Genomic DNA, 25828 nt, shown 5'->3' with positions numbered 1-25828 from the left:
GCTGCAGCGCGCACGCGTGGTGCCGGACGCCCTCCTGAGGGGCGGGGCGGCTACTTGGCGTTGTCCTCGGCGAGGGTGTGGGTGACGAGTGCGTTGGCGTGGCCGTGGCCCATGCCGTGCTCCGTCTTGAGCCAGGAGACGAGCTCCATGTGCTTGGTCAGGGGCGAGCAGCGGACGAGGTCCTTCCACTCTGCGATCGGGCGGCCGTACTTCTTCTCGATCGAGGGGAAGTAGCTCGCGGGGCCCTTTGCCGGCTCGGTCATGTCGTTCGTTTTCCGTTCTTCCGCGTTCTGGTGGTTGTGGATTTCCGGACGGTCAGTGCTGCGCAGCAGGGGCCGTAGTGGCCAGCCGGGCCGTCACCGCGGTGAGCCCGAGGAGGCCGAGTGCCGCTCCGAGGGTGAAGGCCAGCACGCTGGCGGAGGAGGCCGCGGAGCCGGCCAGGACACCCACCGGTACGAGGCGGGAGGCGATGGCCCATCCGCGTTGCCCCCGGGCGGCGAAATGCCGGGCCAGTACGAAGAACGCGGCGCACAGTGCGAGGAAGCCCACGGTGGCGCCGCCCAGGTGGACGGCTCCGTGCGCGCTGACCGAGCCGGTCGCCCCCTCCGGGGTACCGGCGGGGAATCCGTCGCCGGGGTCGGCGGTGAACACTCCGGCGAGAAGGAACGAGGCACCGAAGAGGCCGACCAGCCGCGGGGCCCAGACCCCGCCGGGTGCATCGCGCAGTGTGCGGCGCATCCCCATCGCACCGGCGATGGCCAGCAGCCCGGTGAGCAGGAAGACGGTCACCTGGATCCAGCCCAGGTCGCCGAGGCTGAGCTGGCTGAAGGCGTTGCGGGTGAAGTCGAAGCCCTCGCGGGTCAGGGCCTGGATCAGGCTCGCGCCGAGGAACAGCGGGCCCGCGACGATGCCGCCGGCCAGCAGAGCCCGGGTCGCCGGCCGGGTGGCCGGGCTCGCGGAACCGGTGGTGATCGGGGCGCTGATGGTCCTGGTCATGGAAATCCTCCTCGGTCGCCCATGTCCCCGACGGGAACTAGACGGTGTAGTACCGACTGGAACTGGACGGTACAGTACTCATAGAAGAACTGGACTGTCCAGTACTGTCAGCTTGAGGAGGCGGCGTGGAAGCAGCCGAGCAGGGCCGGTCGGAACGCAAGCGACAGGCCATCATGGAGGCCGGGACCAGCACGTTCATGGAAAAGGGTTACTCCGGCACCAGCATGGACGACATCGCGAAACTGGCCGCGGTGTCCAAGCAGACGGTCTACAAGCACTTCTCCGACAAGGAGAAGCTGTTCGCCGAGATCGTGCTGGCCACCACCGACCGCATCGACGGCATGGTCGACCTGGTGGCCGACATCCCGTCCGACGCCGACACCCTGGACGAGAACCTGGCCCGGCTCGCCCGCCAGTTTCTCGTCGCGCTCACGCGGCCCCAGGTGCTTCAGCTGCGCCGCCTGGTCATCGCCAACGCCGACGCCTTCCCCGAGCTGGGCGCGGCCTGGTACGAGCAGGGGTTCGAGCGGGTTCTGGCCACCCTGGCGGCCACCTTCGAGCGGCTCGCAGATGACGGACTGCTCCGGATCGACGAACCGCTCCTGGCCGCCCACCACTTCTCTGGCCTGCTGCTGTGGGTCCCGGTGAACAAGGCCATGTTCCACGGCGGCCCCCGGCACACCGAGGCCGAGCTCGACCATTACGCCACGGCGGGGGTCCGTGCCTTCCTCGCCGCCTATCGCTGACGTCCGGCCCGCGCCCCGTCCCACGCGTCGCTCCCGAGGAAGTACGTGTCGTACACCTCCTGCACCTCCAGCAGGCTTTCCGGGGTGACCTCGCCCAGTGCAATGCGCTTCAAGTGGCGGAAGTACTCGAAGCGTTCGACGCCCGGTGTGATGACGATGAGGATGTCGGCATCGCGCCCCGGAGCCGCGGCGAAGGCGTGCGGGAGGCCCGGAGGGACGACGACCAGATCGCCGGGCTCCGCGGTGACGACCTCGTCGCCGGAGAGGAACTGGGCGGCGCCGTCCAGCATGTAGAACATCTCGGCGGAGTTGTCGTGGCGGTGCGGACGCGCACCGTCGGCGCCGCTCGCGAGGGTGACCCGCTGGGTGGACAGCGCCCCGCCGGTCTCGCTGCTGTCGGCCAGCAGACGGATCGTGGTGGGCGCGCCACCGACCACTTCGGCATCGGCCGAGCGGACGATCACGGACGAGGAGAAGTCGGGCAGGACGAGGGACATGAGGAACTCCTGTGGCCTGTTGACGGCCCATTCGGGCCCGGGTGACTCAGACGGCGAAGAGCAGGGCCGCACTGATGAGGACAACGACCGCGGTGGCGAAATGAATGCCGTACGCGGCAGCCTTGGTCCCCCCGTTCCGCAGCACGATCACGGTGTCCCCGAGTGGCACCAGCGCCACGGTCAGCATGTACCAGGCCCCGGCATGCGCGCCCTCGAACGCGAGCAGGGCCAGCCCCATGACGCCGAACGCCCCGTCCCGCAGCCCCTTGATGGTGAGGTAGGCCGGATCCCCGTCGGCCTTGGCCGGCACTCCGTAACCCGCGGCGGCCGGTCCGGGTCGGAACAGGAACCGGAGCCCGATGAACAGGATGAACAGATCGAGCACGATCGCCAAGCTGTAAGCGGCGATGGTCATATGGCGACTCCCCCGGGAAGTGATGTGCGGCGCAGCGGTACGCCGCATCAGCTTCGAAGAGTCCGCCCGCCTCGACAAGAGCGATCTCTCGACAACGGACCGTTTGGCTCTGGGTTCACGATCGGGGCGAGGTGGGGGCCCAAAGTCCCCGGCCCAGGGCCCCGGACCCCCGGCCCCTGGCGATGACCACCGAAGGATCAGAGGTCGGCCGGCGGCAGTCCGAGGTGGTCGTGCCATGCCCGGCGGCCGGCAGGCGTCACAATGAGGGCGCGCGTCGTGCCGATGCGCGTCATCCATCCGGCGGTGAGTGCGTGGGCGCACACGGCGGCACCTACCGCACCCGCCAGATGGGGGCGGCGCTCGGTCCAGTCGAGGCAGGCGCGCACCGGTGGGCGGCGTGAGCCGCTGGGCACCGTGATTCCGGACTCGGCCAGCCAGAGGGCTCCGTTGCTGGTCAGGCGCGGCTCGGGGCTCCACTCCAGCAGCGCCCGTCCGACCATCGCGTCGGTGATCGCCAGCGCGACGGATCCGGCCAGGTGGTCGTAACACAGCCGCGCACGGGCCAGTGCCAGCTGACGGCCGGAGGCGGACAGCGAACGTGGTCGGGCGCTGCCCTGCGGGGCCAGTGCGGCAAGACTCTCGATCAACTCGATCACCCTGCGGTCGGCCACCCGCACATAGCGGTGGCGTCCGTGCCGCTCCTCGACGAAGAGTCCGCCACTCACGAGCAGGTTCAGATGCGACGTCGCGGTCGACGGCGCGACCCCGGCATAACGCGCGAGCTCGTTCGCCGTCCATGCCCTGCCGTCGAGCAGCGCCAGGCAGAAAGCGGCCCGGGTGCCGTCGGCCAGCAGTCTGGCCACGCGCGCCAGGTCCACACCCACATCCTGACCTGCGCCCTGAATGTCCACAGTCCCCAGTGTCGCCGATTTCCCTTCGACGCCCGTCGAAGCGTCCGGGTCCTAGCGTCACCACGTGCGCAGGGCATGTCGGCCCCGCACCCGCATCCGCCCGGGAGGCCGTGTCGCCTCCCCTCACGTACTGGAGCTCCCATGTCCGCATCCGACACGACTGTCCCCGCGTCATCACGTCCCTGCCTCCGGAGCGACCTCGTGGTCACCGACGCCCCCATGCCGGCGGACATCGCGGTGATCTCGGATGAGCTTGACCGCTTCAACATCGAGAAGACGGGAGTCGCCGACCGCAGACCGCTTGCTGTCCTTGTCCGTGATCCCGAGACGCACCAGGTGGTCGGTGGACTTGACGGGCGCACCTCGCTCGGACTGTTCTTCATCGACCTCTTCTACCTGCCGCCGCAACTGAGAGGCAGCGGGCTGGGAAAGGAGATCCTTCGGCAGGCCGAGGACGAGGCCCGCGCCCGTGGGTGCCGCGCGGCCGTGCTCTACACCATCTCCTTCCAGGCCCCCGGTTTCTACGGGAAACAAGGGTGGAAGCGTCTGGGAGAGGTCCCCTGTGACCCGCCGGGCACCAGTCGCGTTTTCATGGCCAAAGAGCTTGCCGCATCGACCGGGAACCCGGTGTGAGGCATCGCCGTGCCCGTTGACCCGTCATCCTTCCCGCGCGCTCTGCTTGCGTCGGCACGTGGGCCTGATTCCCGCGACCCGGTTGCGTGCGATCCGATCCGGGTCAGCCCCGGCAGGATGGCCGGGGCGTTGCGCACGTACGTCTCGTCGGTCACTTGGCCGAGCAGGAAGGCCGCCATGTCGGCGCGGCCGAGGGAGAGGTCCACAACACCGTGTCCGTAAGATCGTGATTCTCATGGCGGGTGGCACCTTCCTCACCGAAAACCACTAAAGAATGTTTACCGGTGAAGGTGGCATAGCGGTCTAGACTGGGCGGCATCATCGAGCAGACGGAGGACCCCCGGACCGCGCGTTGCATGCAGATCCTGTCGGTCATCGGTGACTTGTGGACGCTGGCGATCGTGATGGCGCTGCAGGAGTCGGGGGTGCGTTTCAACGACCTTCAGCGGTCCATCCCGAAGGTCAACGCGGTGACTCTCACCAACCGCCTGCGCAAGCTTGAGGAGGCCGGAATCGTGAGCCGGGTCGCCGAGTCGATGAGCAAGCAGTCGACGGTGTACGACCTCACTCCCTTCGGCCGCAAACTGCTGCCCATCGTCGATGCGGTGCGTACCGTCGCGCTCGACTTGGAGCGTTCGGGAGAGGCCCCCTGAGCGAGGCTGCACGGGGACGCACCGGCAGCGGCCCCGCCCGGCTACGGGCATGCGATCCCGTACCTTCCGCCCGCCACGCCTGCGTCATACTGATGCGCTGAAGCACACGGGGAGGCGTACAACGCATGGCGTACGAGGCGGACGGTGCGGGCCTGCCGGAGAGTATCGGCGGGTATGCCGTGGAGCGGCAGTTGGGCGCCGGCGGGATGGGCGTCGTCTATCTGGCGCGTTCGCGCGGCGGGCGTGCGGTGGCCGTGAAGGTGGCGCGCTCGGAGCTCGCGACCGACCCGCACTTCCGGGAGCGGTTCCGCGCCGAGGTCGAGGCCGCACGCAGTGTGGGCGGCTTCCACACGGCACAGGTGGTGGACGCGGACCCGGCGGCAGCGGCGCCGTGGCTGGCCACGGCGTATGTTCCCGGGCCCACGCTCTCCGCGCTGGTCGAGGCCGAGGGGCCGATGGGCGAGGCGCGGCTACGGCAGCTGGGTGCGGCCCTCGCCGAGGCGCTGGCGGCGATCCATCGCTGCGGCCTGGTGCACCGTGACCTGAAGCCGGGGAACATCATCATGGCCTCGGACGGGCCGCGGGTCCTGGACTTCGGCATCGCGCGGGCGCTGGAGTCGACCCGTCTGACGGCCACGGGTATGGCCTTCGGTACGCCGGGGTTCCTGGCGCCCGAGCAGGCGCAGGGGATGCAGGTCGATGGCTCAGCCGATGTGTTCGCGCTCGGGGCGGTGCTCGTCGCGGCGGCGGGCGGCAGCGCGTTCGGGGCGGGCACGCCGATGGGCCTGATGTACCGGTCGGTGCACGAGGCGCCGGATCTGGCCGCGGTACCGGAGGGCGTGCGGCCGATCGTCGCTTCGTGCCTGGCCAAGGAACCCGGACAACGGCCGACACCTGAAGGGCTGTTGGACCTGTTCGTTCCGGGTGGTGCGGCGCATCCCCCGACGGCTTATTCTCCTCCCCCTCCTTCCTACGCGCCGTTCAATGCCGCTCCGGGGCAGTGGCATCAGGGTCCGGCCGATGTCGCCCCTGCGGTTGCCCCCGGGTTCGGCCCCGCGTTCACCCCCGCATCCGCCCCCGTGGCCCCTGCGACGCCCGGCACAGAGAGCGACGTCGCCTTCATCGCGGTTGCCTCGGACAGGCACCTCCTGATCGACTCCGTGGGCATCGAGTTCGGCACGGCGGCAGGTGATGTGCAGTTCACCTGGGCCCAGATCAGCGCGGTCGATTACGCGGCCTGGGGCACCAAGCACCTCAGTGTCACTGTCCGCTTCCACAACGGCACCGTGTATCCGTGCATGATCGCCGCTCGTAAGCGGGCCCGTCTCCGGGAGTGGCTGGAGGACCTGCCGCTGATCCTGGAGTTCTTCGGACAGCCGCCGAATCCCCCTCAGTAGCTGTATCTCAGAACCCAGGAGCCGGGACGAAGTCCGGCCACCACGGCGGCACACCACTGGGGCAGTGATAGGTGGCGTCTCCCCAGAAGAGCGAGAGAGCGCACCAGGAAACGGTGAGGACGAGCGCTCCGCCGACCACGGCCGAGACCAGAGGGCGCCGGCCCAGGAGGGCCACCGTCCCCAGCCAGACGATCAGCAGGACGATCGCGAGAACGGGGATGAAGACCCAGAGGAGGAAGCCGCCGTTGGCCGAGTTGTTCACGCCTACGTCGCAGGCGTTCCATGACCTCCCCAGGAGTGTGGCCGTCAGCAGGGCTACGGCCGTCGCGACCACCGAACCGGCCCATCCGAGTCTGCGCCGAGTACTCATAGGTGCTCGAAGTTCTGCCCCGCCCATCGCTCCCATGGGGGGTCACCCTGGCCTGCACGGAACCTCCCGTCAATGATCTCCTGCGGGAAGCCGGACCGTGACGAGGAGGCCGCCTGCGGGGCGGGGGACGAGGTCGAGGGTTCCGTCGTGGGCGCGGACGATGCTCCGCACGATGGCCAGGCCGAGCCCGACGCCCGCGTGCTCGTCGGTGCGTACGCGTTCCGTACCGCGCTGAAAGGGCTCGGTCAGGGTCGGTAGGAGTTCCGGGGGAAGCCGGTGACCCGTGTTCTCGACCCGCAGCACGCTCGTGTCGCCGTGCGTCTCGGTGTGGACCGTGACGGTGCCGCCGGTGGGGAGGTTGTGGACGATGGCGTTCTGGACGAGGTTCGTCACCACCCGCAGCAGGAGCTCCGCGGAGCCGCTCGTACGGGCCGCCCCGCCGGTGACGTCGAGCGTGATCCGGCGTCCTTCGGCGAGGGGAAGCAGCGTTTCGGCGGCTTCTTCGGCGAGGAGGGAGAGGTCGACGCCTTCGCGGGTGAAGTTGCCGCGGTCGCCGCGGCCGAGCAGCAGGAGCGCCTCGGTGAGGTCGATCGCCCGCGTGTTGACCGCGTGCAGGCGCTCGATGAGTTCGTCCCGGTCCCGTGTGGGGTCCTTGCGGGCTACGTCGAGGAGCGTCCGCGAGATCGCCAGCGGGGTGCGCAGTTCGTGGGAGGCGTTCGCGGCGAACCTCTGCTGCTCGGCGACGTGGGACTCAAGTTGCCCGAGCATCGAGTCGAACGCGTCGGAGAGTTCCCGGAACTCGTCCTCGCGGCCCTCCATCCGGATCCGGTGGGACAGCGACCCGGCCTCGGCCCTCCGTGCCGCATCCGTGATCTGCGTGAGCGGCGCGAGCATGCGTCCGGCGAGGATCCAGCCTCCCAGGAGGCCGAACACGAGCAGGGAGGCCATCGCCACGGCCGCGGGAGGCGCGAACGTGCGGATGAGGAGGTACCGGTTGGGCGAGATCCCGAGCAGGCCCCGGGGATTGTCCGGTACGTAACGCAGCAGAAAGACCCACACCACGGCCAGCAGGAGAGCACCGGCGACGGCGAGGAACCCCGCGTAGCTGAGGGTGAGTTTCAGCCGGACGCTGAGCCCCGGGCGTCTACGCATGCGGGCTGCCGGGAACGGGGGCGCCGGTGTCGATCCGGTAGCCGACGCCCGGCACCGTGGCGATGAGCCACGGTTCGCCGAGCCGTTTGCGCAGGGCGGAGACGGTGATGCGTACGGCGTTGGTGAAGGGGTCCGCGTTCTCGTCCCAGGCCCGTTCCAGCAGTTCCTCCGCGCTGACGATGCCGCCCTCGGCGGCGGCGAGGACCTCCAGCACGGCGAACTGTTTACGGGTGAGCGCGACATACCGGTCGTCGCGGAAGACCTCCCGGCGGAACGGGTCGAGCCGCAGGCCCGCGATCTCACGGACCGGGGGCCGGGCGTACGCGCGTCTGCGGTCGAGCGCCCTCAGCCGCAGGACCAGCTCCCGCAGCTCGAACGGTTTGGTGAGGTAGTCGTCGGCACCGAGCCCGAACCCGGAGGCCTTGTCGTCGATCCGGTCGGCAGCGGTGAGCATGAGGATCGGGATACCGCTGCCGGAGGCGACGATGCGCCGGGCGACCTCGTCTCCGGAGGGGCCGGGGATGTCGCGGTCGAGGACCGCGAGGTCGTAGGAGTTGACGCTGAGCAGCTCCAGTGCGGAGTCGCCGTCGCCGGCGATGTCGGCGGCGATCGCCTCCAGCCGCAGACCGTCACGGACGGCTTCGGCCAGGTAGGGCTCGTCCTCCACGATCAGTACGCGCATGCGGGAAGCCTAAGACCGGCCGACCGGTTCAGCCCGTGGCACGTCCGACGGCGCCTGCGCCCCCGTGCGCCACCAGCTGCGCGACGCCAGCCCGGCCAGTACGGCGCCGGTGGCGTTGACCAGGACGTCGTCCACGGAGGACACCCGGTCCAGCCGGAGGACGTACTGCGCGATCTCGACGAGGACCGAGCAGCCCGCCCCGAGCGCCAGGATCCGCGGCACGGACGCCAGGGCCGCGAACCGCATCGGGGCGAAGAACCCGAGTGACGCGAAGACCAGCAGGTTGCCGACGATCCCGAGCGGCCCCATCGTGACCAGGTCCCGCAGCGGTACGAGGCTCAGCCGGCCGGGGACGACGCCGGCCCCGGCGCCCGGCATCATGGTCAGCCACAGGAACGGCACCGTCCCGTGGACCATGCCCACCTCGGCCAGCGACATCCGCCACGCCGTCGTCTTCGTGCCGTCGGCGGTACGTCGCACGCGCGCCAGGGCCCACACCACCAGCACGGACAGCGGCAGTGCGACCAACGTCATGAGCACGACCCCGTTGAACGTGTCGTAACAGCCGTGCCACCGCCCCGCCATGCACCTCGGAGCGGCCATCGTGAGCATCCGCCGCATGGGGAACCCGGCGCCCGCCAGGGCGAGGACCGCGAGGCCGAGGAGCACGATCCCGCGCGCGCGGCGGGGCGGTGCGGGCAGGGAGGCGTTGTGGTTCATGACCCCATGGGAGACGGGGGGCCGTTGCGGGGGCGTATGCGGATTTCCATACGCCCGCGATATGCGGGCTTCCCTACGCCCGCGATGTGCGGACTTCCGGCGTCGGGGAAGGAGCGCCGGAGCGGGGCGCTGCTGGTGCTGTGACCGCATGCGTTCAGCGGGTGGGGAATCCGTGACGCCAGGAGTTGAGCTCCGAATTTCCGGGCACTCTCGCGAGCCGTGCTGTCGGAGGCGGCTTGTACCCTGCACTCATTCGATGATCGGACGATCACGGGTACGGGCATGCCTGCAGGGGGCGGGCGTGCAGGGGCGGGAGCGCGGGGATTTCGATGAGCGACGCACATCCGATACGAAGCCGCAGACCGGGCCTCTCGGCCGGTGCGCTCATCATCGCCGGGGTCCTCCTCGTCGCGATCGGGGCCGTCGGCGCCTGGCTCCAGCGTGACGCTCCCGGCCGGAGTGCCGAGCCGCGTACGGAGTTCACCGCGAACAACCCGCCCGCCGGTCTGCCCACCGCGCTCACCACTGGCCAGCACCTCCACTGGTCCCGCTGCACCTCGCCGTCCACCGCACGCACGGGCTACGACTGCGCCGCCATGAAGGCCCCCCTCGACTACCGGAAACCGGACGGCAGGACGATCGACGTCGCCCTGATCCGCCGCAAGGCCGACGGCCCGAACGACCGGCGCATCGGCTCGCTCGTCCTCAACTTCGGCGGCCCCGGCGTGCCCGGCGTGAGTGGACTGCCCGAACGCCTCAACCAGTACAAGCCGCTCCTCGACCGCTACGACCTGGTCTCCTTCGACCCGCGCGGCGTTGGCGCGACCATCCCCGTGCGCTGTGGGAAGACCGCGGACGACACCGGCTTCGACGGGACCGATGCCTGCGCCGAGCACTCCGGGGCGCTCCTCCCGTACGTCGGCACCTCGCACACCGCGCGCGATCTCGACCTGATGCGTTACCTCCTCGGCGACGAGCAGCTGCACTACTTCGGCGTCTCGTACGGAACGGCGCTCGGCGCGGTCTACGCCCACCTGTACCCGGCGCACGTCGGACGGCTCGTCCTGGAAGCGTCCGTCGATCCGACCGAAGACCTCGACGAGGAGCAGGTGTCACAGGTCAAGGCGGTCCAGGCGGCGTTCGACCGGTTCGCTGTCCACTGCGCGGCCCGTATCCGCGACTGCCCGACCGGCGACGGGCCCGAGGAGGCCGCACGACGCATGGCGAGCCTGGCCGACCGCCTGGAGAAGAAGCCCGCCCCGGCCGGCGGTGGAAGGAACCTCGACCCCGACGACCTCGCGTACGCCGTCAGCGACCATCTCGCCCTCGGCACAGACGGCTGGTCGCCGCTCGCCAAGGCCCTCACCGCGCTGATCGACCACAACGACGGCCGTCCGCTGAGCGAGGGCGCGGACGACAGCGGCTTCGCCGACCGCGCGGCGGCCCCGGGCGACAGCAGCACCTCCGCTCAGACCGCGATCACCTGCGCGGACTCCAGCCTGCGCCCCGGCTTCGAACGCCTCGACAGGGACGAGGCCCGCGTCAAAGCCGCCTCACCCGTCTTCGGCGCGGCCTGGTCCACCGGCGTCTACCTCTGTTACGACTGGCCGTTCGACGGCGAGCGCACCACGCCCCAGGTGAACGCCGACGGCGCGGCCCCCGTCCTGGTGGTCGGTGGCACCGGCGACCCGAATACCCCATACCCCGGTGCCCGTCACATGGCCCGCGCCCTGGGCGACGGTGTGGGCGTGCTCCTGACGGCCGAGGAGGAGGGCCACGGCACCTACCCGCAGAACCGCTGCGTCACAAAGGCGGTCGACCGGTACCTCCGCACGGGCCGCACCCCGGCCCCGGGGACGGTGTGCCGGGGCAGCATGTCCTGAGGACGGACAGGCTCCGCCGCCATGTCTCCAGCCGTCGGATCGACCGGACGCCACCACCGGCCCATCCAACCGACACGATCACCGAACCGGCCCGGCCCAGGCGGTCGGAGCACTAGCGTGCGGCGATGGATATCTTCTCCCGCTCATGGGCGGCGCTGCGCACAGCGGTCGCCGAACTCCCGGACGAGGACTTCGCGTTCCCCGCGCTGCGCGGCGCGGTCCAGGGGCTGGCGGACCGGCCCGGGGAGGTGGACGCGGCCACGTCGGAGGCCCGCAAGGCCGCCGGGCAGGTGCGCAGGCACTACCAGCCGGCGATGGCCGAGCTGCTGCGGCAGGAGGTCGGCACCGGCACCCTGACCCGGCGCGAACTGCTGCTCCGGCTGGACGTGGTGGGGCTGCGGCTCGGTGAGTCCGTGGCCGCGCTGTCGGACGCCATGCTCAAGCGCAGACACTGACCGCGCCCCGGCCGTGGGCGGGCGGCCCCGAGCAGGCCCGCCCGCTGCTGTCTGCCGGCCGTTCAGTGCGCGGTCAGCGTCATCTCGAAGGAGTACCGGGACGCCCGGTAGAGGTGGGAGCCGAACTCCACCGGGCGTCCGGCGTCCCCCTGGACCGTGCGTTCCATGGTGAGCAGGGTGCCGCTGCGGCCCTCGTCCAGCAGCCGGGCCTCCGCCGCCGTGGCCCTGCGCGCCCCGATGGTCTGACGGGCGGTGCGCAGGGAGACGCCGGCCCGCTTGAGCAGTTCGTAGAGCCCGTACTCGGTGAGGTCGTCCACGGTCAGCGTCAGCAGATCGGCCGGCAGGTGGTTCTGCATGACGGCGATGGGTTCGTCGTTCGCGTAACGCAGTCTGCGCAGCGCCACGGTGGGTGTGCCCGGTTCGAGTTCGAGCGCGACGGCGACCGCGCCCGCGGCGGGCAGGGTCTGCATGGACAGCACCTCGGTGCGGGGCCGGCGGCCGTCCCGCTTCAGGTCCTCGAAGAGGCTGGTCAGCTCTGTCTGCCTGCGCACCCGGTTGTTGACGACCTGGGTGCCCACGCCGCGCTTGCGCGCGAGGAGCCCCTTGTCGACGAGGTGCTGCATCGCCTGACGCATCGTCGGGCGGGAGAGGCCGAACTTGTCCGCCAGGGCGATCTCGTTCTCCAGCCGGGTGCCGGGCGCCAACGTGCCGGACTCGATGAGCTGTTGGAGCTGCTGTGCGACCTGGAAGTACAGCGGCACCGGACTGCTGCGGTCGATGCTTATCAGCCTGGTGATCGATTCCACGGGGGCTCCTCGAAACGTAGTACCAGGCGTTCAGTATGCCGCACGCTTCGACTCTAGCTCTGTACGTATATATGTCAGAACAAATGCTTGACTCGTTGTGAGTGCCGAGGATACAAATCAGGGACAGGCATCCACTCCTCCTCGAACCGGAGGCATTTGCGCATGCGCATCGGACTCATCGGTACCGGCCGGATCGGCACGTTCCACGCCGAGACCCTGATCGGACTGCCCGCCGTGACGCGGGTCGTCCTCCACGACTCCCTTGAACGCCAGGCATCTGAACTGGCCGCCAAACTCGGTGCCGAGCACGCCGCCGACCTCGACGGACTGCTGGGTTCCGGCCCGGACGCCGTCGTGATCGCCGCCCCCACCGCCGCCCACGCAGACCTCGTACGGGCCGCTGCCGCCGCCGGAGTGCCGGTCTTCTGCGAGAAGCCGATCGCCGGCACCCTCGCCGAGACCCGCACCCTGCTGGCGGAGCTCGACGCCACCGGCGTCCCGCTCCAGGTCGGCTTCCAGCGCCGCTTCGACGCCGGCTACAGCGCCCTGCGCGATGCCGTCGCCGCCGGTGAACTGGGCTGGCTCCACACCATCCGGGCCTGCACCGCGGACCCGGCGCCGCCACCGGCCGGATACCTGCCCGCATCGGGCGGCATCTTCCGCGACTGCGCCGTGCACGACTTCGACATCGTGCGCTGGGTCACCGGCCGTGAGGTCGTCGAGGTCAGCGCCACCGGCGCCAACCGGGGCGAGTCCTACTTCACCGCCGCCGGAGACGTCGACACCGCTGTCTCCGTCCTCACCCTCGACGACGGCACCCTGGTCACCTGCACCGCCACCCGTTACAACGGCGCCGGTTACGACGTACGGATGGAGGTGGCAGGCTCCCACGGCACCCTGGCCACCGGCCTCGACCCCCACGCACCCCTCCGCTTCACCGCAGGCGGACCCCAGCCGGGGGCCGTCTCCCACGACGGGTTCCTCAGCCGCTTCCGCGACGCGTACGTCGCCGAGCTGACCGCCTTCACCGAGGTCGCCGCAGGCACCCGCCCCAGCCCCTGCACCGGGGACGACGCGCTGGCCGCCCTGCTGGTCGCCGAGGCCGCCGACCGCTCGTGCCGCACCGGCCGTCCCGTCCGAGTAGAGGAGGCGGGCCGATGATCCGCGTCGCCGGAGCCCCCATCTCCTGGGGTGTGTGCGAAGTCCCCGGCTGGGGACACCAGATGAGCCCGGAGCGGGTGCTCGACGAGATGGCTGCCGCAGGTCTGGCCGCCACCGAGTTCGGGCCCGACGGCTTCCTGCCGCAGGACCCCGGGGCCCGCTCCGCCCTGCTCGCGGGGCACGGGCTGGAAGCCGTCGGCGGATTCGTCCCCGTCGTCCTGCACGACCCCGGCCGCGACCCGCTGCCCGAGGTCCGGCGCGCCCTGGCCGGGTTCGGGTCCGCCCGCACCCTGGTCCTGGCCGCCGCCACCGGAGCCGACGGCTACGACGCCCGCCCCGAACTGTCCGAACGGGAGTGGGACGCCCTGCTGGCCAACCTCGACCGGATCGCCGCCCACGCCCGCGCCGAAGGCGTCACCGCCACCCTGCACCCGCACATCGGCACGATGGTCGAGGGCCCGGACGAGGTCGAACGCGTCCTCACCGGCAGCTCCGTCCCCCTCTGCCTGGACACCGGCCACCTGCTGGCCGGCGGCAACGACCCGGTGGCCCTGGCCCGCCGGGCCGCCGACCGCATCGCCCACGTCCACCTCAAGGACGTCGACGCGGCGCTCGCCGCCCGCGTCCGGGCCGGGGACCTCACGTACACGGCCGCAGTCCGGACCGGCCTCTACCAGCCGCTCGGCCGCGGTGACGTGGACATCTCCGCGATCACCACGGCACTGGACGCGGCCGGCTACACGGGGTGGTACGTACTCGAACAGGACACCGTCCTCGACGCCGAACCCGACACGGGCGCGGGCCCGTTGGCCGACGTCGTGGCGTCCCTGGCCCATCTGCGCAAGGTGACGTCGTGACCGCCGCGGCACCCGCGCCCGAGGTGCTCGTCATGGGACGCCTCGGCGTGGACCTCTACCCGCTCCAGCAGGGAGTGGGCCTGGCCGACGTCGAGACCTTCGGCAAGCACCTGGGCGGCAGCGCCGCCAACGTCTCCGTCGCCGCCGCCCGGCACGGCCGCCGCACCGCCCTGATCAGCCGCACCGGACAGGACCCCTTCGGCGACTACCTCAGGGCCGAACTGCGCCGCTACGGGGTCGACGCGGCCCGGGTCCATCCCGTCGCGGGGCCCCCGACCCCGGTCACCTTCTGCGAGGTCTTCCCGCCCGACGACTTCCCCATCTGGTTCTACCGCCCACCCGGCACCCCGGACCTCCGGATCCGCCCCGAGGAACTGGACCTGGACGAGGTGCGCGAGGCCGGTCTGCTCTGGGTCACCGGCACCGGGCTGTCCGCCGAACCCAGCGCGGCCGCCCACCTCGCCGCCCTGACCGCCCGCGACCGGTCGGGGACCACCGTGCTCGACCTCGACTACCGGCCCGGGCTCTGGCCCTCCCCGCAGGCTGCCGGACCCGCACTGCGGGCCGCCCTCGCGGGGGCCACCGTGGCCGTCGGCAACCTCGACGAGTGCGAGGCCGCCGTCGGCGAACGCGACCCGGACGCCGCGGCCGACGCCCTGCTCGCCACCGGCATCGAACTGGCCGTCGTCAAACAAGGGCCCGCGGGGGTGCTGGCACGCACCGCCACGGAGCGGGTCGTGGTCGCCCCCCACCCCGTCCGCGTCGTCAACGGCCTCGGTGCGGGCGACGCCTTCGGCGGCGCCCTGTGCCACGGCCTGCTCGCGGGCTGGCCACTTGAGCGGACCCTCCGCTTCGCCAACGCCGCAGGCGCCTTCGTCGCGGGGCGGCTCTTCTGCGCCCCCGACATGCCGACTACCCCACAGGTGGAGGACATGATGGAACACGCCAACTCCCAGGAAGCGGCACCGCATGCGTGACGGAGCGCTGCAGGCCCTGATGGAGACCCGGGCCCTGCGGCCCGAGGCGATCCGGGAGGCGGCGCAGCGCCGCAGCCGGCGCCCGATGATCCAGCCCTCCGGCCGGCTGATGCTGGTGGCCGCCGACCATCCGGCCCGCGGCGCCCTCGCCGTGCGCGGCCGCCCCCACGCCATGGCGAACCGCGCCGGACTGCTCGACCGCCTGCTGACCGCCCTGGAACACCCGGGCGTGGACGGTGTGCTCGGCACCCCCGACGTACTGGAGGACCTGCTGCTGCTCGGCGCCCTGGAGGACAAGGTCGTCATCGGCTCGATGAACCGCGGTGGCGTGCCCGAGACCGTGTTCGAGATCGACGACCGCTTCACCGCCTACGACGCGGCCTCGATCGAGGAGATGGGCTTCAACGCCGGGAAGATGCTCCTGCGCATCGATCCGACCGACGCCGCCACCGCCTCCACCCTGGAGGGCTGTGCGGACGCCGTCTCCGCACTGGCCGACCGCAGGCTGACGGCCCTGGTCGAGCCCTTCTGGGTCAGGCGCGGGCCGGACGGCCGAGCCGTCAACGACCTGCGCCCCGACGCCATGGTGCGGGCGCTGGCCATCGCCCAGGGCCTCGGGCGCACCTCCGCCTACACCTGGCTGAAGGTTCCGGTGGTCGACCACATGGAGGCGGTGATGGAGGCCTCGACCCTGCCCGCGCTGCTGCTCGGCGGAGACCCTCCGGGCACCCCCGACGAGACGTACGCCTCCTGGGAGAAGGCGCTCCGGCTCCCCACCGTGCGCGGCCTGGTCGCCGGCCGGTCGCTGCTCTACCCGCCCGACGACGACGTGGCCGCAGCGGTGGACACCGCCGTCGGCCTGCTGTGAGAGGAGGCCTCATGGACGGCCATCAGCCCGCGGGCCACACCGCGCACGGCCCCTGGTCCGTGGACACCGGCATGCGGCACACGGGACTCCGGGTGCTGGAACTCGGCCCCGGCGGCTCGCAGTCGTTCGGTACGCAGGAGCGCGAGGTGATCGTGCTCCCCCTGTCCGGCTCCTGCTCCGTACGGTGCGGCCCGCAGGAGCTCGGACTGGCCGGGCGTCCCGGGGTCTTCGAGGGCGTGAGCGACTTCGCGTACGTCCCCCGCCGCAGCGACGCCGTCATGGCGGGGCCGCACGCCGAGCGCGCCTGGCGGATCACCGACGACCCGGCGCACGCCTGGGTCCGCGAGACCTGGGACGGCGTTCGGGCCGCTTCCGGAGCACCGTCCACGGAAGGGGCAGCATGATCCGGCTCACCGTCGCCCAGGCACTGGTGCGATTCCTGGTCGCCCAGCACACCGAACGGGACGGGGTGAGCCGGCGCCTGTTCGCCGGCTGCTTCGGCATCTTCGGGCACGGCAATCTCGCCGGGATGGGGCAGGCGCTGTGGGAGAACCGCGACCTGACGTACTACCAGGCCCGCAACGAACAGGCGATGGTGCACACCGCGGCCGCGTACGCCCGGATGACCGACCGCCTCTCGACGTTCGCCTGCACCGCATCGGTCGGCCCCGGGGCCACCAACATGGTCACCGCCGCCGCCGGAGCCACCATCAACCGGCTCCCCGTGCTGCTCCTGCCCGGGGACACCTTCGCCACGCGCGTCGCCGAACCGGTGCTCCAGCAGCTGGAGATGCCGTGGGCGGGCGATGTGACCGTCAACGACGTGTTCCGGCCCGTCTCCCGGTACTTCGACCGGATCGGCCGTCCCGAGCAGCTGATCGGCTCCGCCCTGGCAGCCGTGCGCACGCTCACCGACCCGGTGGACACCGGCGCGGTGACGCTCGCGCTGCCCCAGGACGTGCAGGCGGAGGCGTACGACTGGCCCGAGGAGTTCCTGGCGCCCCGGGTGTGGCGCATCGACCGGCCGGCCCCGCAGGCCGAGGTGCTGGCCGATGCCGTCCGGATGATCCGGGCCGCCCGCCGCCCCCTCGTCGTGGCCGGGGGCGGTGTCGTCTACGCGGGCGCCACCGAGGCGCTGGACGCCTTCGCCCGCGCCACCGGGATCCCGGTCGCCGAGACCCAGGCCGGCAAGGGCGCGCTGCGGCACGGCCACCCGTCCGCGGCCGGCGCCGTCGGGCACACCGGCACGACGGCGGCCGACGCGCTGGCCCGGGAGGCCGACCTGGTGATCGGCATCGGCACCCGCTACAGCGACTTCACCACCGCATCGCACACCCTGTTCGCCGACCCCGGCGTCCGGTTCCTCAACATCAACGTCGCCCGGTTCGACGCCGTCAAGCACGCCGGACTGGCCATGGTCGCCGACGCCCGGACCGCCCTGGAGGCGCTGACCGCCGAGCTGGCGGGCTGGCAGGTACCCCCGGAGCGCCGCGCGCGGACGACCGCGCTGGCCCGCGACTGGGACGCGGCCGTGGACGCCGCCCACCACCTGGGGCACGCCCCGAAACCCGCACAGTCCGAGGTGGTCGGAGCGGTCAACGAGGCGGCCGGCGAGGACGGTGTGGTGGTCTGCGCGGCCGGCTCGCTCCCGGGCGACCTGCACAGACTCTGGCGGGCGGCGGACCCGAAGCAGTACCACGTCGAATACGGGTACTCCTGCATGGGTTACGAGATCGCCGGCGGACTCGGCGTGAAGCTCGCCGCCCCGGAGCGCGAGGTCTTCGTCATGGTGGGCGACGGCTCCTACCTGATGATGGCGCAGGAACTGCTGACGGCGGTCTCCGAAGGGATCAAGCTCATCGTGGTCCTGGTCCAGAACCATGGCTTCGCGTCGATCGGGGCGCTCTCCGAGACGGTGGGCGCCCCGCGCTTCGGCACCTGGTACCGCTACCGCGACGCGGACAGCGGAGCGCTGGAGGGAGACCGGCTGCCCGTTGACCTGGCGGCCAACGCGGCGAGCCTGGGGGCGGACGTCCGGCGGGTCGCCACCGTCGCCGGACTCCGGGGCGCCCTCACGGAGGCCAGGGCCTCCGACCGGTGCACGGTGATCCACATCGAGACGGACCCGATGGTGCCCGCGCCGTCCTCCGGGGCCTGGTGGGACGTGCCGGTCGCGGAGGTCTCGGGCGCCCCGGAGACCCGGGCCGCCCGGGACGCGTACGTGAAGGCCAAGTCCGCCCAGCGGCCGTACCTCTGAGGACGCGCACGGACGGGCCGGATCCCTCGGGGGACCCGGCCCGCCGGCGTTCCACAGCCCTCGCACAGGCGGTGGACAGCCCATCGCAGGCCGGCGCTCCTACGCTGCACCCCATGCGCGACAGCAGTATGGACAGGCGAGGAGCCGACCTTGCCGAGGCCGCCGTCAGCGCACTGGTCGAGGCGGTGGAGATCACCCCGAAGCCGGGACTGACGGACGGCCGAGGCCCCGGCACCGGCCCCGGCTGCACCGATCCGGCCACGGCCCGCTGGGCGGCCAAGGCGCTGTACCCGGGCCTCGCCGCGCTCTTCCTCGACCGCCTCGGCCAGGCGGGTTGACCAGAGGTTCTACGTCTCCGGTGCGAGCGGCACGTAGGTGTCCGCGTCGGCCCGTGCCCAGTCGCTGCGACCGGCGTCCTCGATCCTGTAGATGTTGTTCTGGGTGGCCTTGGCCCACCGGATGAAGGCGTCCAGTGCCGTCATCGCCGAGATCAGCTGGAAGTAGAGGAGCCCGTACGCGTTCTTGGTGTTCGTGAGCCAGGTGTTGAAGGCGCCTGCCTGACCGTTTCCCAGGCGGTTGTTCCTGATCTTCGTCACCGCGTCCGGGTCGAAGACCTTCGCATTGAGCAAGTCGCCCCAGCCCGAGGCGGTGACGGCCAGGTCGCCGAGCTCCCATCCTTCCTCCCCTGCCGCCGCGGCCTTCTGGGCCAGGTCTCTGGAGAAGGCTCCGAACGTCGACGCGTTCGCGTCCGGCCCCGCGACCGAGTCCTCGGCCAGGGTCGCGATGAACGAGTAGTGGGGAACGCTGCTGTCGTGCGGATGACCGAGGTCTCCGGCCTGCGCCGCGGTCGCCCGCAGAGTCGCGCAGGCCGTCGTCAACGCATCGCGTCTCGCACCGAACTTCGTTCTGAGGTTGGCGTTCTTCCCGATGGCCTTCTTGGTGAGGTCGTCGAGCTCCGGACCCGTGCGAAACGCATCCGCGCGCGCCGCGAGGGCGTCGGCGATCTGTACGGCCGTGGCATCGAGGGCGTTGAACACATGGTCGCCCTGTGCATGGCCGCCGCCGGCGCGCTGGACCGCGGTGACGGAACGGCGGACGTGTCCCGCGCCTGCGTGGGACCGGGTCCTGGGCGGTCCTCTGCACCTGCGGAGCCGGCCCCGACATGACGCGGTGGGCGTTGGCCTCGGCTTCGCGTTCGAAGCGGTCGCCGGGGTCGCTGACCGACAGCCCGTTGCCGTTGTCCGTGCCGGAGACGGCCCCTTGGCGTTGCTGGATCACGTGGGTGAGTTCGTGCGCGAGGGTGTGCTTGTCACCGCCGCTGTCGCCGATGACGACGTGGTTGCCGGACGTGTAGGCGCGGGCCCCGACCCCGGCGGCCGAGGCGCGGGCGGCGCTGCCTTCGTGGATGCGGACCTCGGAGAAGTCCGCGCCCAGGCGGGACTCCATCTCCTCGCGCAGCGGGGCGTCGAGCGGCCTGCCGGACCGGGCCAGCACGTCGTGGACGGCGGACCGCTGTATCCGGGGACCGGCCGCCCGGACCTGCTGGTGGCCGCAGTCCGCTCCGTGCCGGTGCTGGGCGTCCCGGGACCCGGCCAGTTGCAGCATGTGCAGCACCGCGGCGTTTCCGACACTGCGTTGAAGGGCCATGATGCCGACGTGGTCCACCGGGGGGCGGACCCGCGGTGCCGACCGTTTACCGGCGGACTGGTCGGAGCCTCGCTCGTGCAACAACTGAACGCCTTTCGACGACGAGACAGACCCGCACCACGAAACACCCCGCAGGCGGTGTCCGGCAGGTGCGCGAGGGCAGACCCCGGGCAGACCCGCTGTCCGCAGGGTCCTGGTCAGGGCACCCCGAGAACCGCCGGACCGTACGGCTACAGCGCCCGCAGCAGCCTCGGGCGCGGCGGCTCCGGAACGTCCGGCACCTTGCTCAGGAGCGCGGGCAGCTCCGTCAGCGCGCTGATGCGGAAGTCCGCCGTCTCCACCACATCCGGATGATCCGCCCACCAGTACCCGCACGGCCCCCGCCGGATGTGCGCCGCCGACAGCCCCGAGGACTTGGCCGGGAACAGGTCCCCGGCCGGGTGGTCGCCCACGTACAGCGTCGACTGCGGGTCCGAGCCGGACACCTCCAGGACACGGGCGAAGAACTCCGGGTCCGGCTTGGCGACGCCCCACTCGTCCGAGGTGACCACCAGGTCCGCGGGCAGGTCCAGCCCCCGCAGCAGTTCCCCGGCCCGCACCGTCCCGTTGCCCGCCACCACCACCCGTACGCCCAGCGCCCGCAGCTCCGCCAGTGCCGGCCGGACGTCCGGGTAGAGGTCCGACTCGTCCAGGTGCTCACCGCGCCCGGCGGCGGTGCGGGCCAGCGAGGCCTCGGTGACGTCCATGTCGGGGCGCAGCATGCTCAGCGCGTCGGCACTGTCCTGCCCCTGGACCACCGCGGCCCCGACCAGCGCACTCAGCGTGTGCGGCGGGACGCCGAGCCAGTTGGCCCAGGACGCCCAGTAGCGGTCGTCGCGGATGAGTGTCTCGCCGATGTCGAAGACGATCGTTTCCATCACCGGGCCGAGCCTACGGGTCGAGGCCCGCTGCGCGGCCGAGGCGCCAGGGGCGCGCGTGACCCGCGGGAGATCCGGCCTGTGGCCGCTCGAGTACTCGCTCGTATGCTCGGTTCATGACCGATCCTCAGAGCGGACGCCCCACCACCAACTCCATGCGACGTGCCCTCAAGCGTGCCAGAGACGGTGTCGCCCTCGATGTGGCCGAGGCCGCGGTGCTGCTCCAGGCACGCGGCGACGATCTGACGGATCTCGCCGCCTCCGCCGCCCGGGTGCGGGACGCGGGCCTCGAGGCGGCGGGCCGGCCCGGTGTCATCACGTACTCCCGCAAGGTCTTCATCCCGCTGACCCGGCTCTGCCGCGACAAGTGCCACTACTGCACCTTCGTCACCGTCCCCGGCAAGCTCCGGCGTGACGGTCACGGCATGTTCCTGTCTCCGGACGAGGTCCTCGACATCGCCCGCAAGGGCGCGGCGATGGGCTGCAAGGAAGCACTGTTCACGCTGGGCGACCGGCCGGAGGAGCGCTGGCCCGAGGCCCGGGAGTGGCTGGAGGCCGAGGGGTACGACGACACCCTCGCGTACGTACGGGCCATGGCGATCCGTGTCCTCGAGGAGACCGGCCTCCTCCCGCACCTCAACCCCGGTGTGATGACCTGGACCGACCTTCAGCGTCTCAAGCCGGTCGCGCCCTCCATGGGCATGATGCTGGAGACGACCGCGACCCGGCTGTGGTCCGAGCCCGGCGGCCCGCACCACGGCTCCCCGGACAAGGAACCGGCCGTGCGGCTGCGGGTCCTGGAGGACGCGGGCCGCTCCAACGTCCCCTTCACCACCGGCATCCTCATCGGCATCGGCGAGTCGTACGAGGAGCGCGCCGACTCCCTCTTCGAGCTGCGCAGGACCGCCCGCGCCTACCACGGCATCCAGGAAGTCATCGTCCAGAACTTCCGGGCCAAGCCCGACACGGCGATGCGCGCCATGCCGGACGCGGAGCTGGAGGAGCTGGCCGCCGCCATCGCCGTCGCCCGCCACATCCTCGGCCCGTCCGCCCGCATCCAGGCGCCGCCGAACCTCGTCGACGCGGAGTACGCGCTGATCGTCGGCGCCGGGATCGACGACTGGGGCGGCGTCTCGCCGCTCACCCCGGACCATGTGAACCCCGAGCGCCCCTGGCCGCACATCGACGACCTCGCCGCGAGGACCGCCGAGGAGGGCTTCGAACTCCGCGAACGCCTCACCATCTACCCGGAGTTCATCCAGCGCGGCGAGCCGTGGCTCGACCCCCGTCTCCTCCCGCACGTGCGCGCCCTCGCCGACCCGGAGACCGGGCTCGCGAAGGAGGGGGCGATCCCCGCCGGTCTGCCCTGGCAGGAGCCCGACGAGGGCTTCAACGCCTCGGGCCGTACCGACCTCCACCGCACCATCGACACCGAGGGCCGCACCGGCGACCGCCGGGACGACTTCGACGAGGTGTACGGGGACTGGGAGGCGCTCCGCGAGGCGGCGGCGCCCGGCATGGTCCCGTCCCGCGTCGACGCCGATGTGAAGGGTGCCCTGAGCCAGGCCGCCGCCGACCCGACGAAGCTCACCGACGACCAGGCGCTCACCCTGCTCCACGCGGACGGGCCCGCGCTCGACGAGCTCTGCCGGATCGCGGACACCCTGCGCCGTGACGTCGTCGGTGACGACGTCACGTACATCGTCACGCGCAACATCAACTTCACCAACGTCTGCTACACCGGCTGCCGCTTCTGCGCCTTCGCGCAGCGCCGCACCGACGCCGACGCGTACACCCTGTCCCTGGACCAGGTCGCCGACCGTGCCGCGCAGGCCTGGGACGTCGGTGCGGTCGAGGTCTGCATGCAGGGCGGCATCCACCCGGACCTGCCCGGCACGGCGTACTTCGACATCGCGCGGGCGGTGAAGGAGCGCGTCCCCGGCATGCACGTCCACGCCTTCTCGCCGATGGAGGTCGTGAACGGCGCGACCCGCACCGGTATGTCGATCCGCGACTGGCTGATCGCCGCGAAGGAGGCCGGGCTCGACTCCATCCCCGGCACCGCGGCCGAGATCCTGGACGACGAGGTCCGATGGGTCCTCACCAAGGGCAAGCTGCCCACGGCGACCTGGCTGGAGGTCATCAGGACCGCCCACGAAGTGGGCCTGCGCTCCTCGTCCACGATGATGTACGGCCATGTCGACCAGCCCCGTCACTGGCTGGGCCACCTGCGGACGCTGGCCGGCCTCCAGCAGGAGACCGGCGGTTTCACGGAGTTCGTGACGCTCCCCTTCATCCACACCAACGCACCCGTGTACCTCGCCGGCATCGCCCGCCCCGGCCCGACGGACCGCGACAACCGTGCCGTCATCGCGATGGCCCGCCTCCTGCTCCACCCGCACATCACCAACATCCAGACCAGCTGGGTGAAGCTGGGCACGGAGGGCGCGGCGGAGATGCTCCGCTCGGGTGCGAACGACCTGGGCGGCACGCTGATGGAGGAGACCATCTCCCGGATGGCCGGGTCGAGTTACGGCTCGTACAAGTCCGTCAAGGACCTGGTCGCGGTGGCCGCGGCTGCCGGCCGCCCGGCGAAGCCGCGCACGACGCTGTACGGAGAGGTGCCGGCCGAGCGCATCACGGCCGCGACCGCCTCGGACGGGCACCTGCCGGAGCTGCTGCCGGTGCTGCCTTAGGCAGGGAAGGGGGCGGTCCGGCGCGAAAGAGCCGGGCCGCCCCCGCCCCCTTGCCGTCGTGGGTGAGCGACGTACCCCGATACCGCCGTGCCGCCCCGGCGAGCGGGGGCCGACGGGACCCACGGCACGGGTCAGGGAGCACGTCAGTCCAGGCGGCGCGGGCCCCCGAGAAGTCCGGTCTCGACGTCGGTGGGCGCCATTTTGACCAGCTTCCGGTGCTGGGACGTACACCACAGCATCATGTCGTCACCGAGTGAGGGCAGCGCTTCCGCCTGCACCCGGGGCAGCCCCAGGATGCGCCCGAGGACCGCCGACTCCTCGGGGGAGACCCGCTGGATCCCGACGAGTCCCGCGTTCTCGACCAGCCTCGGTGCCGTCGGGCCCAGGAACGGCAGCAGCGTCAGCACGGACTGCCACGGTCCGGGCGCCAGCCGGCTGCGCGGTGGGCGCATGCCGCAGTCCCGCACGATCAGGACGGGACTGGTGACCGACGCGCCCTGCGGACCGACCTGTTTGACGTCGTGCACCGTCATGCACTGCTGGCCCCCGCCGGCGGCCTGCGCGAGTCCCGTCCACGCCTGTGGCCTGGCCGTCTCGACGGCGACGCGCGCGCCGGTGCCGGCCGTGCGCAGCGCCACCACCTGCGCCGACCACAGACTGCCGATGACCACGACATCGAGCTGAGCGGGGCGGAAGAGGCCGAGCACCGCGGGCTGCCTCTTCGCGTCGACGCCCACCACGACCCCGTCGTCGCCGAGCGGCAGTGACAGCGCGGCGAGCTGTTCCACGGGCAGCACGTGCCGGTCGCGGCGCGGGCCGAGCAGTCCGAACCCGGCCCTGCCCGGTCGGGCCGCCGGCGGGACGGAAGCGGTCGGGGCGGGAGTGCCGGTGGGTGTCCGTCGGTGGGTCGTCATCGGGTACCTCCGAGGGGCAGGGTGGCCAGCACACCGGGAAGCTGTTCGCGGTCGAGCCGTACGAGGCTGACCTTCACAGCTCGTGCGGCACGCTCCAACTGCCGCCGCACGGTCACTAGTTCATTGCTCCCGCGCGCGGTGAGGCGGACGTAGCCACTGACGGCCGGTGCGCCGCCGGTCCCGCGCGACACCGCCAGGCTGAAGGTGCTGGCCGACGCGGGCATCGACGTCAGGAGCGCCACCAGTTGTGCCGTGGGCACCGCATCCGCGCCCAGGTGGGGCCAGCGGCCGACCCAGTAGGTCGTGTGCCAACGGTCGTCGCAGCGCCAGGCGCGGGTGGACTCCGTCGTCCGCCGCGACGGCACGTCCGCCCGCATCGCCTGCGTGCTGGCCTGCGGATTCACCCCGGCCGACGTCGCGAGTGCGGACGTCACCTGCGCCTCGGTCAGTACCGAGGCGTCGAACCCCGCCCCCGCCAGCCGGCTCGCCAGCTGATCCGTGGCCCGCAGAAGCGCGCGCTGCGCTCCGCCGACGCCGCCGCCGCGTGCGCGCACCGCCTCCGGACAGAGCTCCGGGTCGAGCTTCAGCGCTATCCATGTCAGCCGGGTCGCCGGAGTGCCGACCTGGGCCTGGAGCGGCGCGTACGACCGCGCCGCCGCGGCCTGTTCGGGCACGTGCGGCCCGGGCGCGGGCTGCGTGTGCTGTACGACCTGTACCGACTCCAGCCGGATGTCGTCCACCTCGAGGGCGTCGTACAGCAACCCGAGCTCCAGCGGCCGCGCGTCACGGGCCATCCGCAGCGGTTCGTCCCGCGGCTGCACGAGAAGCAGGGTCGTCAGGAACGTTCCGTCACCCACCATCCCTATGCCGCGCTCGCGCTGCCGGTCGGTGTAGGTGTACGTCCGCAAAGCCGTCTCGCACTCGACGACCGGTGCCAGCGCGGGATCGACGCCTTCCGCGGACAACGGCCGTCGCGCGGCCCTCAGCCGTCCGCGCAGCGCCATGATCGCGTTGAGCCACTCCATCACCGGCCGGCCCCGCCGCCGCACAACCGCCAGGAGCACCATCCCGGCCGCAACCACGCCCATCGGCACCAACAGGACCTTGTTCGTCACCCACGCGATCAGCATCAGCGCGCCGGCGACCTCCATCAGCACCACCTGGTGCAACCGCACCCCGCCGATCCGCCCCGGCTTCGGGTGCACGCTCATCACTGCA

The 25828-nt window shown here is 71.7% G+C and carries 27 protein-coding genes and 2 pseudogenes; 14 read left to right on the top strand and 15 right to left on the bottom strand.

Annotated features, from left to right (window positions below; translation table 11 throughout):
- Nucleotides 1–50 precede the first annotated feature (50 nt).
- Together SH922_RS17040 and SH922_RS17035 are read right to left on the bottom strand one after the other, a co-directional pair.
- Nucleotides 51–263, bottom strand: a complete 213-nt coding sequence (locus SH922_RS17040) for a DUF4287 domain-containing protein (RefSeq protein ID WP_393058811.1) — start codon at nucleotides 261–263, stop codon at nucleotides 51–53.
- 52 nt (nucleotides 264–315) lie between these two features.
- Nucleotides 316–996: a DUF998 domain-containing protein gene (locus tag SH922_RS17035; RefSeq protein WP_393058810.1), complete on the bottom strand. Its 681-nt coding sequence runs from the start codon at nucleotides 994–996 to the stop codon at nucleotides 316–318.
- Nucleotides 997–1121: 125 nt separating this feature from the next.
- Here SH922_RS17035 and SH922_RS17030 point away from each other — a divergent pair, with 125 nt between their 5' ends.
- Nucleotides 1122–1742, top strand: a complete 621-nt coding sequence (locus SH922_RS17030) for a TetR/AcrR family transcriptional regulator (RefSeq protein WP_393058809.1) — start codon at nucleotides 1122–1124, stop codon at nucleotides 1740–1742.
- Here SH922_RS17030 and SH922_RS17025 read toward each other — a convergent pair.
- The 3 genes from SH922_RS17025 to SH922_RS17015 form a co-directional block, all read right to left on the bottom strand.
- On the bottom strand, nucleotides 1733–2239 hold the full coding sequence (locus SH922_RS17025) for a cupin domain-containing protein (protein WP_393058808.1): 507 nt from the start codon (nucleotides 2237–2239) through the stop codon (nucleotides 1733–1735). The genes SH922_RS17030 and SH922_RS17025 overlap by 10 nt on opposite strands.
- Nucleotides 2240–2285: 46 nt before the next feature.
- A complete protein-coding gene (locus SH922_RS17020; RefSeq protein ID WP_393058807.1) occupies nucleotides 2286–2654 on the bottom strand; it encodes a DUF4267 domain-containing protein in 369 nt (122 codons plus the stop codon).
- Nucleotides 2655–2851: 197 nt separating this feature from the next.
- Nucleotides 2852–3574 (bottom strand): ArsR/SmtB family transcription factor, encoded by a 723-nt coding sequence (locus SH922_RS17015; protein WP_393063590.1) that lies wholly within the window; start codon nucleotides 3572–3574, stop codon nucleotides 2852–2854.
- Nucleotides 3575–3706: 132 nt separating this feature from the next.
- Here SH922_RS17015 and SH922_RS17010 point away from each other — a divergent pair, with 132 nt between their 5' ends.
- From SH922_RS17010 to SH922_RS17000, 3 genes are all read left to right on the top strand, one after another.
- Nucleotides 3707–4198 carry a GNAT family N-acetyltransferase gene (locus SH922_RS17010; protein WP_393058806.1) on the top strand — a complete coding sequence of 164 codons (492 nt, stop codon included), beginning with the start codon at nucleotides 3707–3709 and terminating at the stop codon, nucleotides 4196–4198.
- 356 nt (nucleotides 4199–4554) lie between these two features.
- Entirely contained in the window at nucleotides 4555–4851 is a 297-nt protein-coding gene (locus SH922_RS17005; RefSeq protein ID WP_393058805.1) for a winged helix-turn-helix transcriptional regulator, read from the top strand.
- Nucleotides 4852–4976: 125 nt separating this feature from the next.
- Entirely contained in the window at nucleotides 4977–6248 is a 1272-nt protein-coding gene (locus SH922_RS17000) for a serine/threonine-protein kinase (RefSeq protein WP_393058804.1), read from the top strand.
- Between the two features lie 7 nt (nucleotides 6249–6255).
- Here the strand turns inward: SH922_RS17000 and SH922_RS16995 are convergent, their stop codons facing one another.
- The 4 genes from SH922_RS16995 to SH922_RS16980 all read right to left on the bottom strand — a co-directional run bounded on the left by SH922_RS16995 (nucleotide 6256) and on the right by SH922_RS16980 (nucleotide 9172).
- Nucleotides 6256–6618 (bottom strand): hypothetical protein, encoded by a 363-nt coding sequence (locus SH922_RS16995; protein ID WP_393058803.1) that lies wholly within the window; start codon nucleotides 6616–6618, stop codon nucleotides 6256–6258.
- 69 nt (nucleotides 6619–6687) lie between these two features.
- Nucleotides 6688–7770, bottom strand: a complete 1083-nt coding sequence (locus SH922_RS16990; protein ID WP_393058802.1) for a sensor histidine kinase — start codon at nucleotides 7768–7770, stop codon at nucleotides 6688–6690.
- A complete protein-coding gene (locus SH922_RS16985) occupies nucleotides 7763–8452 on the bottom strand; it encodes a response regulator transcription factor (RefSeq protein ID WP_393058801.1) in 690 nt (229 codons plus the stop codon). Before SH922_RS16985 ends, SH922_RS16990 begins: the two co-directional genes overlap by 8 nt.
- Before the next feature lie 9 nt (nucleotides 8453–8461).
- Nucleotides 8462–9172 carry a VanZ family protein gene (locus SH922_RS16980; RefSeq protein ID WP_393058800.1) on the bottom strand — a complete coding sequence of 237 codons (711 nt, stop codon included), beginning with the start codon at nucleotides 9170–9172 and terminating at the stop codon, nucleotides 8462–8464.
- 329 nt (nucleotides 9173–9501) lie between these two features.
- On the opposite strand from SH922_RS16980, the gene SH922_RS16975 reads away from it, so the two are divergent.
- Together SH922_RS16975 and SH922_RS16970 are read left to right on the top strand one after the other, a co-directional pair.
- A complete protein-coding gene (locus SH922_RS16975; RefSeq protein ID WP_393058799.1) occupies nucleotides 9502–11055 on the top strand; it encodes an alpha/beta hydrolase in 1554 nt (517 codons plus the stop codon).
- A gap of 125 nt (nucleotides 11056–11180) precedes the next feature.
- Nucleotides 11181–11261: pseudogene (locus tag SH922_RS16970) on the top strand (maleylpyruvate isomerase); the annotation flags it as partial.
- Between the two features lie 311 nt (nucleotides 11262–11572).
- On the opposite strand, the gene SH922_RS16965 reads toward SH922_RS16970, so the two are convergent.
- Nucleotides 11573–12316, bottom strand: a complete 744-nt coding sequence (locus tag SH922_RS16965) for a GntR family transcriptional regulator (RefSeq protein ID WP_393058798.1) — start codon at nucleotides 12314–12316, stop codon at nucleotides 11573–11575.
- A 162-nt stretch (nucleotides 12317–12478) separates the two neighbouring features.
- On the opposite strand from SH922_RS16965, the gene SH922_RS16960 reads away from it, so the two are divergent.
- The 7 genes from SH922_RS16960 to SH922_RS16930 all read left to right on the top strand — a co-directional run bounded on the left by SH922_RS16960 (nucleotide 12479) and on the right by SH922_RS16930 (nucleotide 18774).
- Nucleotides 12479–13477: a Gfo/Idh/MocA family oxidoreductase gene (locus tag SH922_RS16960; protein ID WP_393058797.1), complete on the top strand. Its 999-nt coding sequence runs from the start codon at nucleotides 12479–12481 to the stop codon at nucleotides 13475–13477.
- Nucleotides 13477–14334, top strand: a complete 858-nt coding sequence (locus SH922_RS16955; RefSeq protein WP_393063589.1) for a TIM barrel protein — start codon at nucleotides 13477–13479, stop codon at nucleotides 14332–14334. Before SH922_RS16960 ends, SH922_RS16955 begins: the two co-directional genes overlap by 1 nt.
- Nucleotides 14331–15311, top strand: coding sequence for a 5-dehydro-2-deoxygluconokinase (gene iolC / locus SH922_RS16950; RefSeq protein ID WP_393058796.1), 981 nt, complete (start codon nucleotides 14331–14333; stop codon nucleotides 15309–15311). Before SH922_RS16955 ends, iolC begins: the two co-directional genes overlap by 4 nt.
- A complete protein-coding gene (locus SH922_RS16945; protein ID WP_393058795.1) occupies nucleotides 15304–16179 on the top strand; it encodes a deoxyribose-phosphate aldolase in 876 nt (291 codons plus the stop codon). Before iolC ends, SH922_RS16945 begins: the two co-directional genes overlap by 8 nt.
- Nucleotides 16180–16190: 11 nt before the next feature.
- Entirely contained in the window at nucleotides 16191–16583 is a 393-nt protein-coding gene (locus SH922_RS16940; RefSeq protein ID WP_393058794.1) for a 5-deoxy-glucuronate isomerase, read from the top strand.
- Entirely contained in the window at nucleotides 16580–18436 is a 1857-nt protein-coding gene (iolD, locus tag SH922_RS16935; RefSeq protein WP_393058793.1) for a 3D-(3,5/4)-trihydroxycyclohexane-1,2-dione acylhydrolase (decyclizing), read from the top strand. The genes SH922_RS16940 and iolD overlap by 4 nt, the downstream gene beginning before the upstream one ends.
- Before the next feature lie 113 nt (nucleotides 18437–18549).
- Entirely contained in the window at nucleotides 18550–18774 is a 225-nt protein-coding gene (locus SH922_RS16930) for a hypothetical protein (protein WP_393058792.1), read from the top strand.
- Between the two features lie 9 nt (nucleotides 18775–18783).
- On the opposite strand, the gene SH922_RS16925 is transcribed toward SH922_RS16930, so the two are convergent.
- The 3 genes and pseudogenes from SH922_RS16925 to SH922_RS16915 all read right to left on the bottom strand — a co-directional run bounded on the left by SH922_RS16925 (nucleotide 18784) and on the right by SH922_RS16915 (nucleotide 21000).
- Entirely contained in the window at nucleotides 18784–19473 is a 690-nt protein-coding gene (locus SH922_RS16925) for a hypothetical protein (protein ID WP_393058791.1), read from the bottom strand.
- A 280-nt stretch (nucleotides 19474–19753) separates the two neighbouring features.
- Nucleotides 19754–19882, bottom strand: a pseudogene (locus SH922_RS16920) (DUF4157 domain-containing protein); the annotation flags it as partial.
- A 431-nt stretch (nucleotides 19883–20313) separates the two neighbouring features.
- Complete coding sequence (locus SH922_RS16915) at nucleotides 20314–21000, bottom strand: HAD family hydrolase (RefSeq protein ID WP_393063588.1); 687 nt, start codon at nucleotides 20998–21000, stop codon at nucleotides 20314–20316.
- Nucleotides 21001–21116: 116 nt separating this feature from the next.
- Between SH922_RS16915 and SH922_RS16910 the strand changes: the two genes are divergently transcribed.
- A complete protein-coding gene (locus SH922_RS16910; protein ID WP_393058790.1) occupies nucleotides 21117–23696 on the top strand; it encodes a bifunctional FO biosynthesis protein CofGH in 2580 nt (859 codons plus the stop codon).
- 143 nt (nucleotides 23697–23839) lie between these two features.
- Here SH922_RS16910 and SH922_RS16905 read toward each other — a convergent pair whose 3' ends face one another.
- Entirely contained in the window at nucleotides 23840–24610 is a 771-nt protein-coding gene (locus SH922_RS16905) for a hypothetical protein (protein ID WP_393058789.1), read from the bottom strand.
- Nucleotides 24607–25785, bottom strand: a complete 1179-nt coding sequence (eccE, locus tag SH922_RS16900; protein WP_393063587.1) for a type VII secretion protein EccE — start codon at nucleotides 25783–25785, stop codon at nucleotides 24607–24609. Before eccE ends, SH922_RS16905 begins: the two co-directional genes overlap by 4 nt.
- Between the last annotated feature and the right edge of the window lie 43 nt (nucleotides 25786–25828).

It is taken from the genome of Streptomyces sp. LN549, from assembly GCF_043203805.1.
Classification (GTDB): Bacteria; Actinomycetota; Actinomycetes; order Streptomycetales; family Streptomycetaceae; genus Streptomyces.
This window is presented reverse-complemented; position numbering and strand designations above follow the sequence as displayed.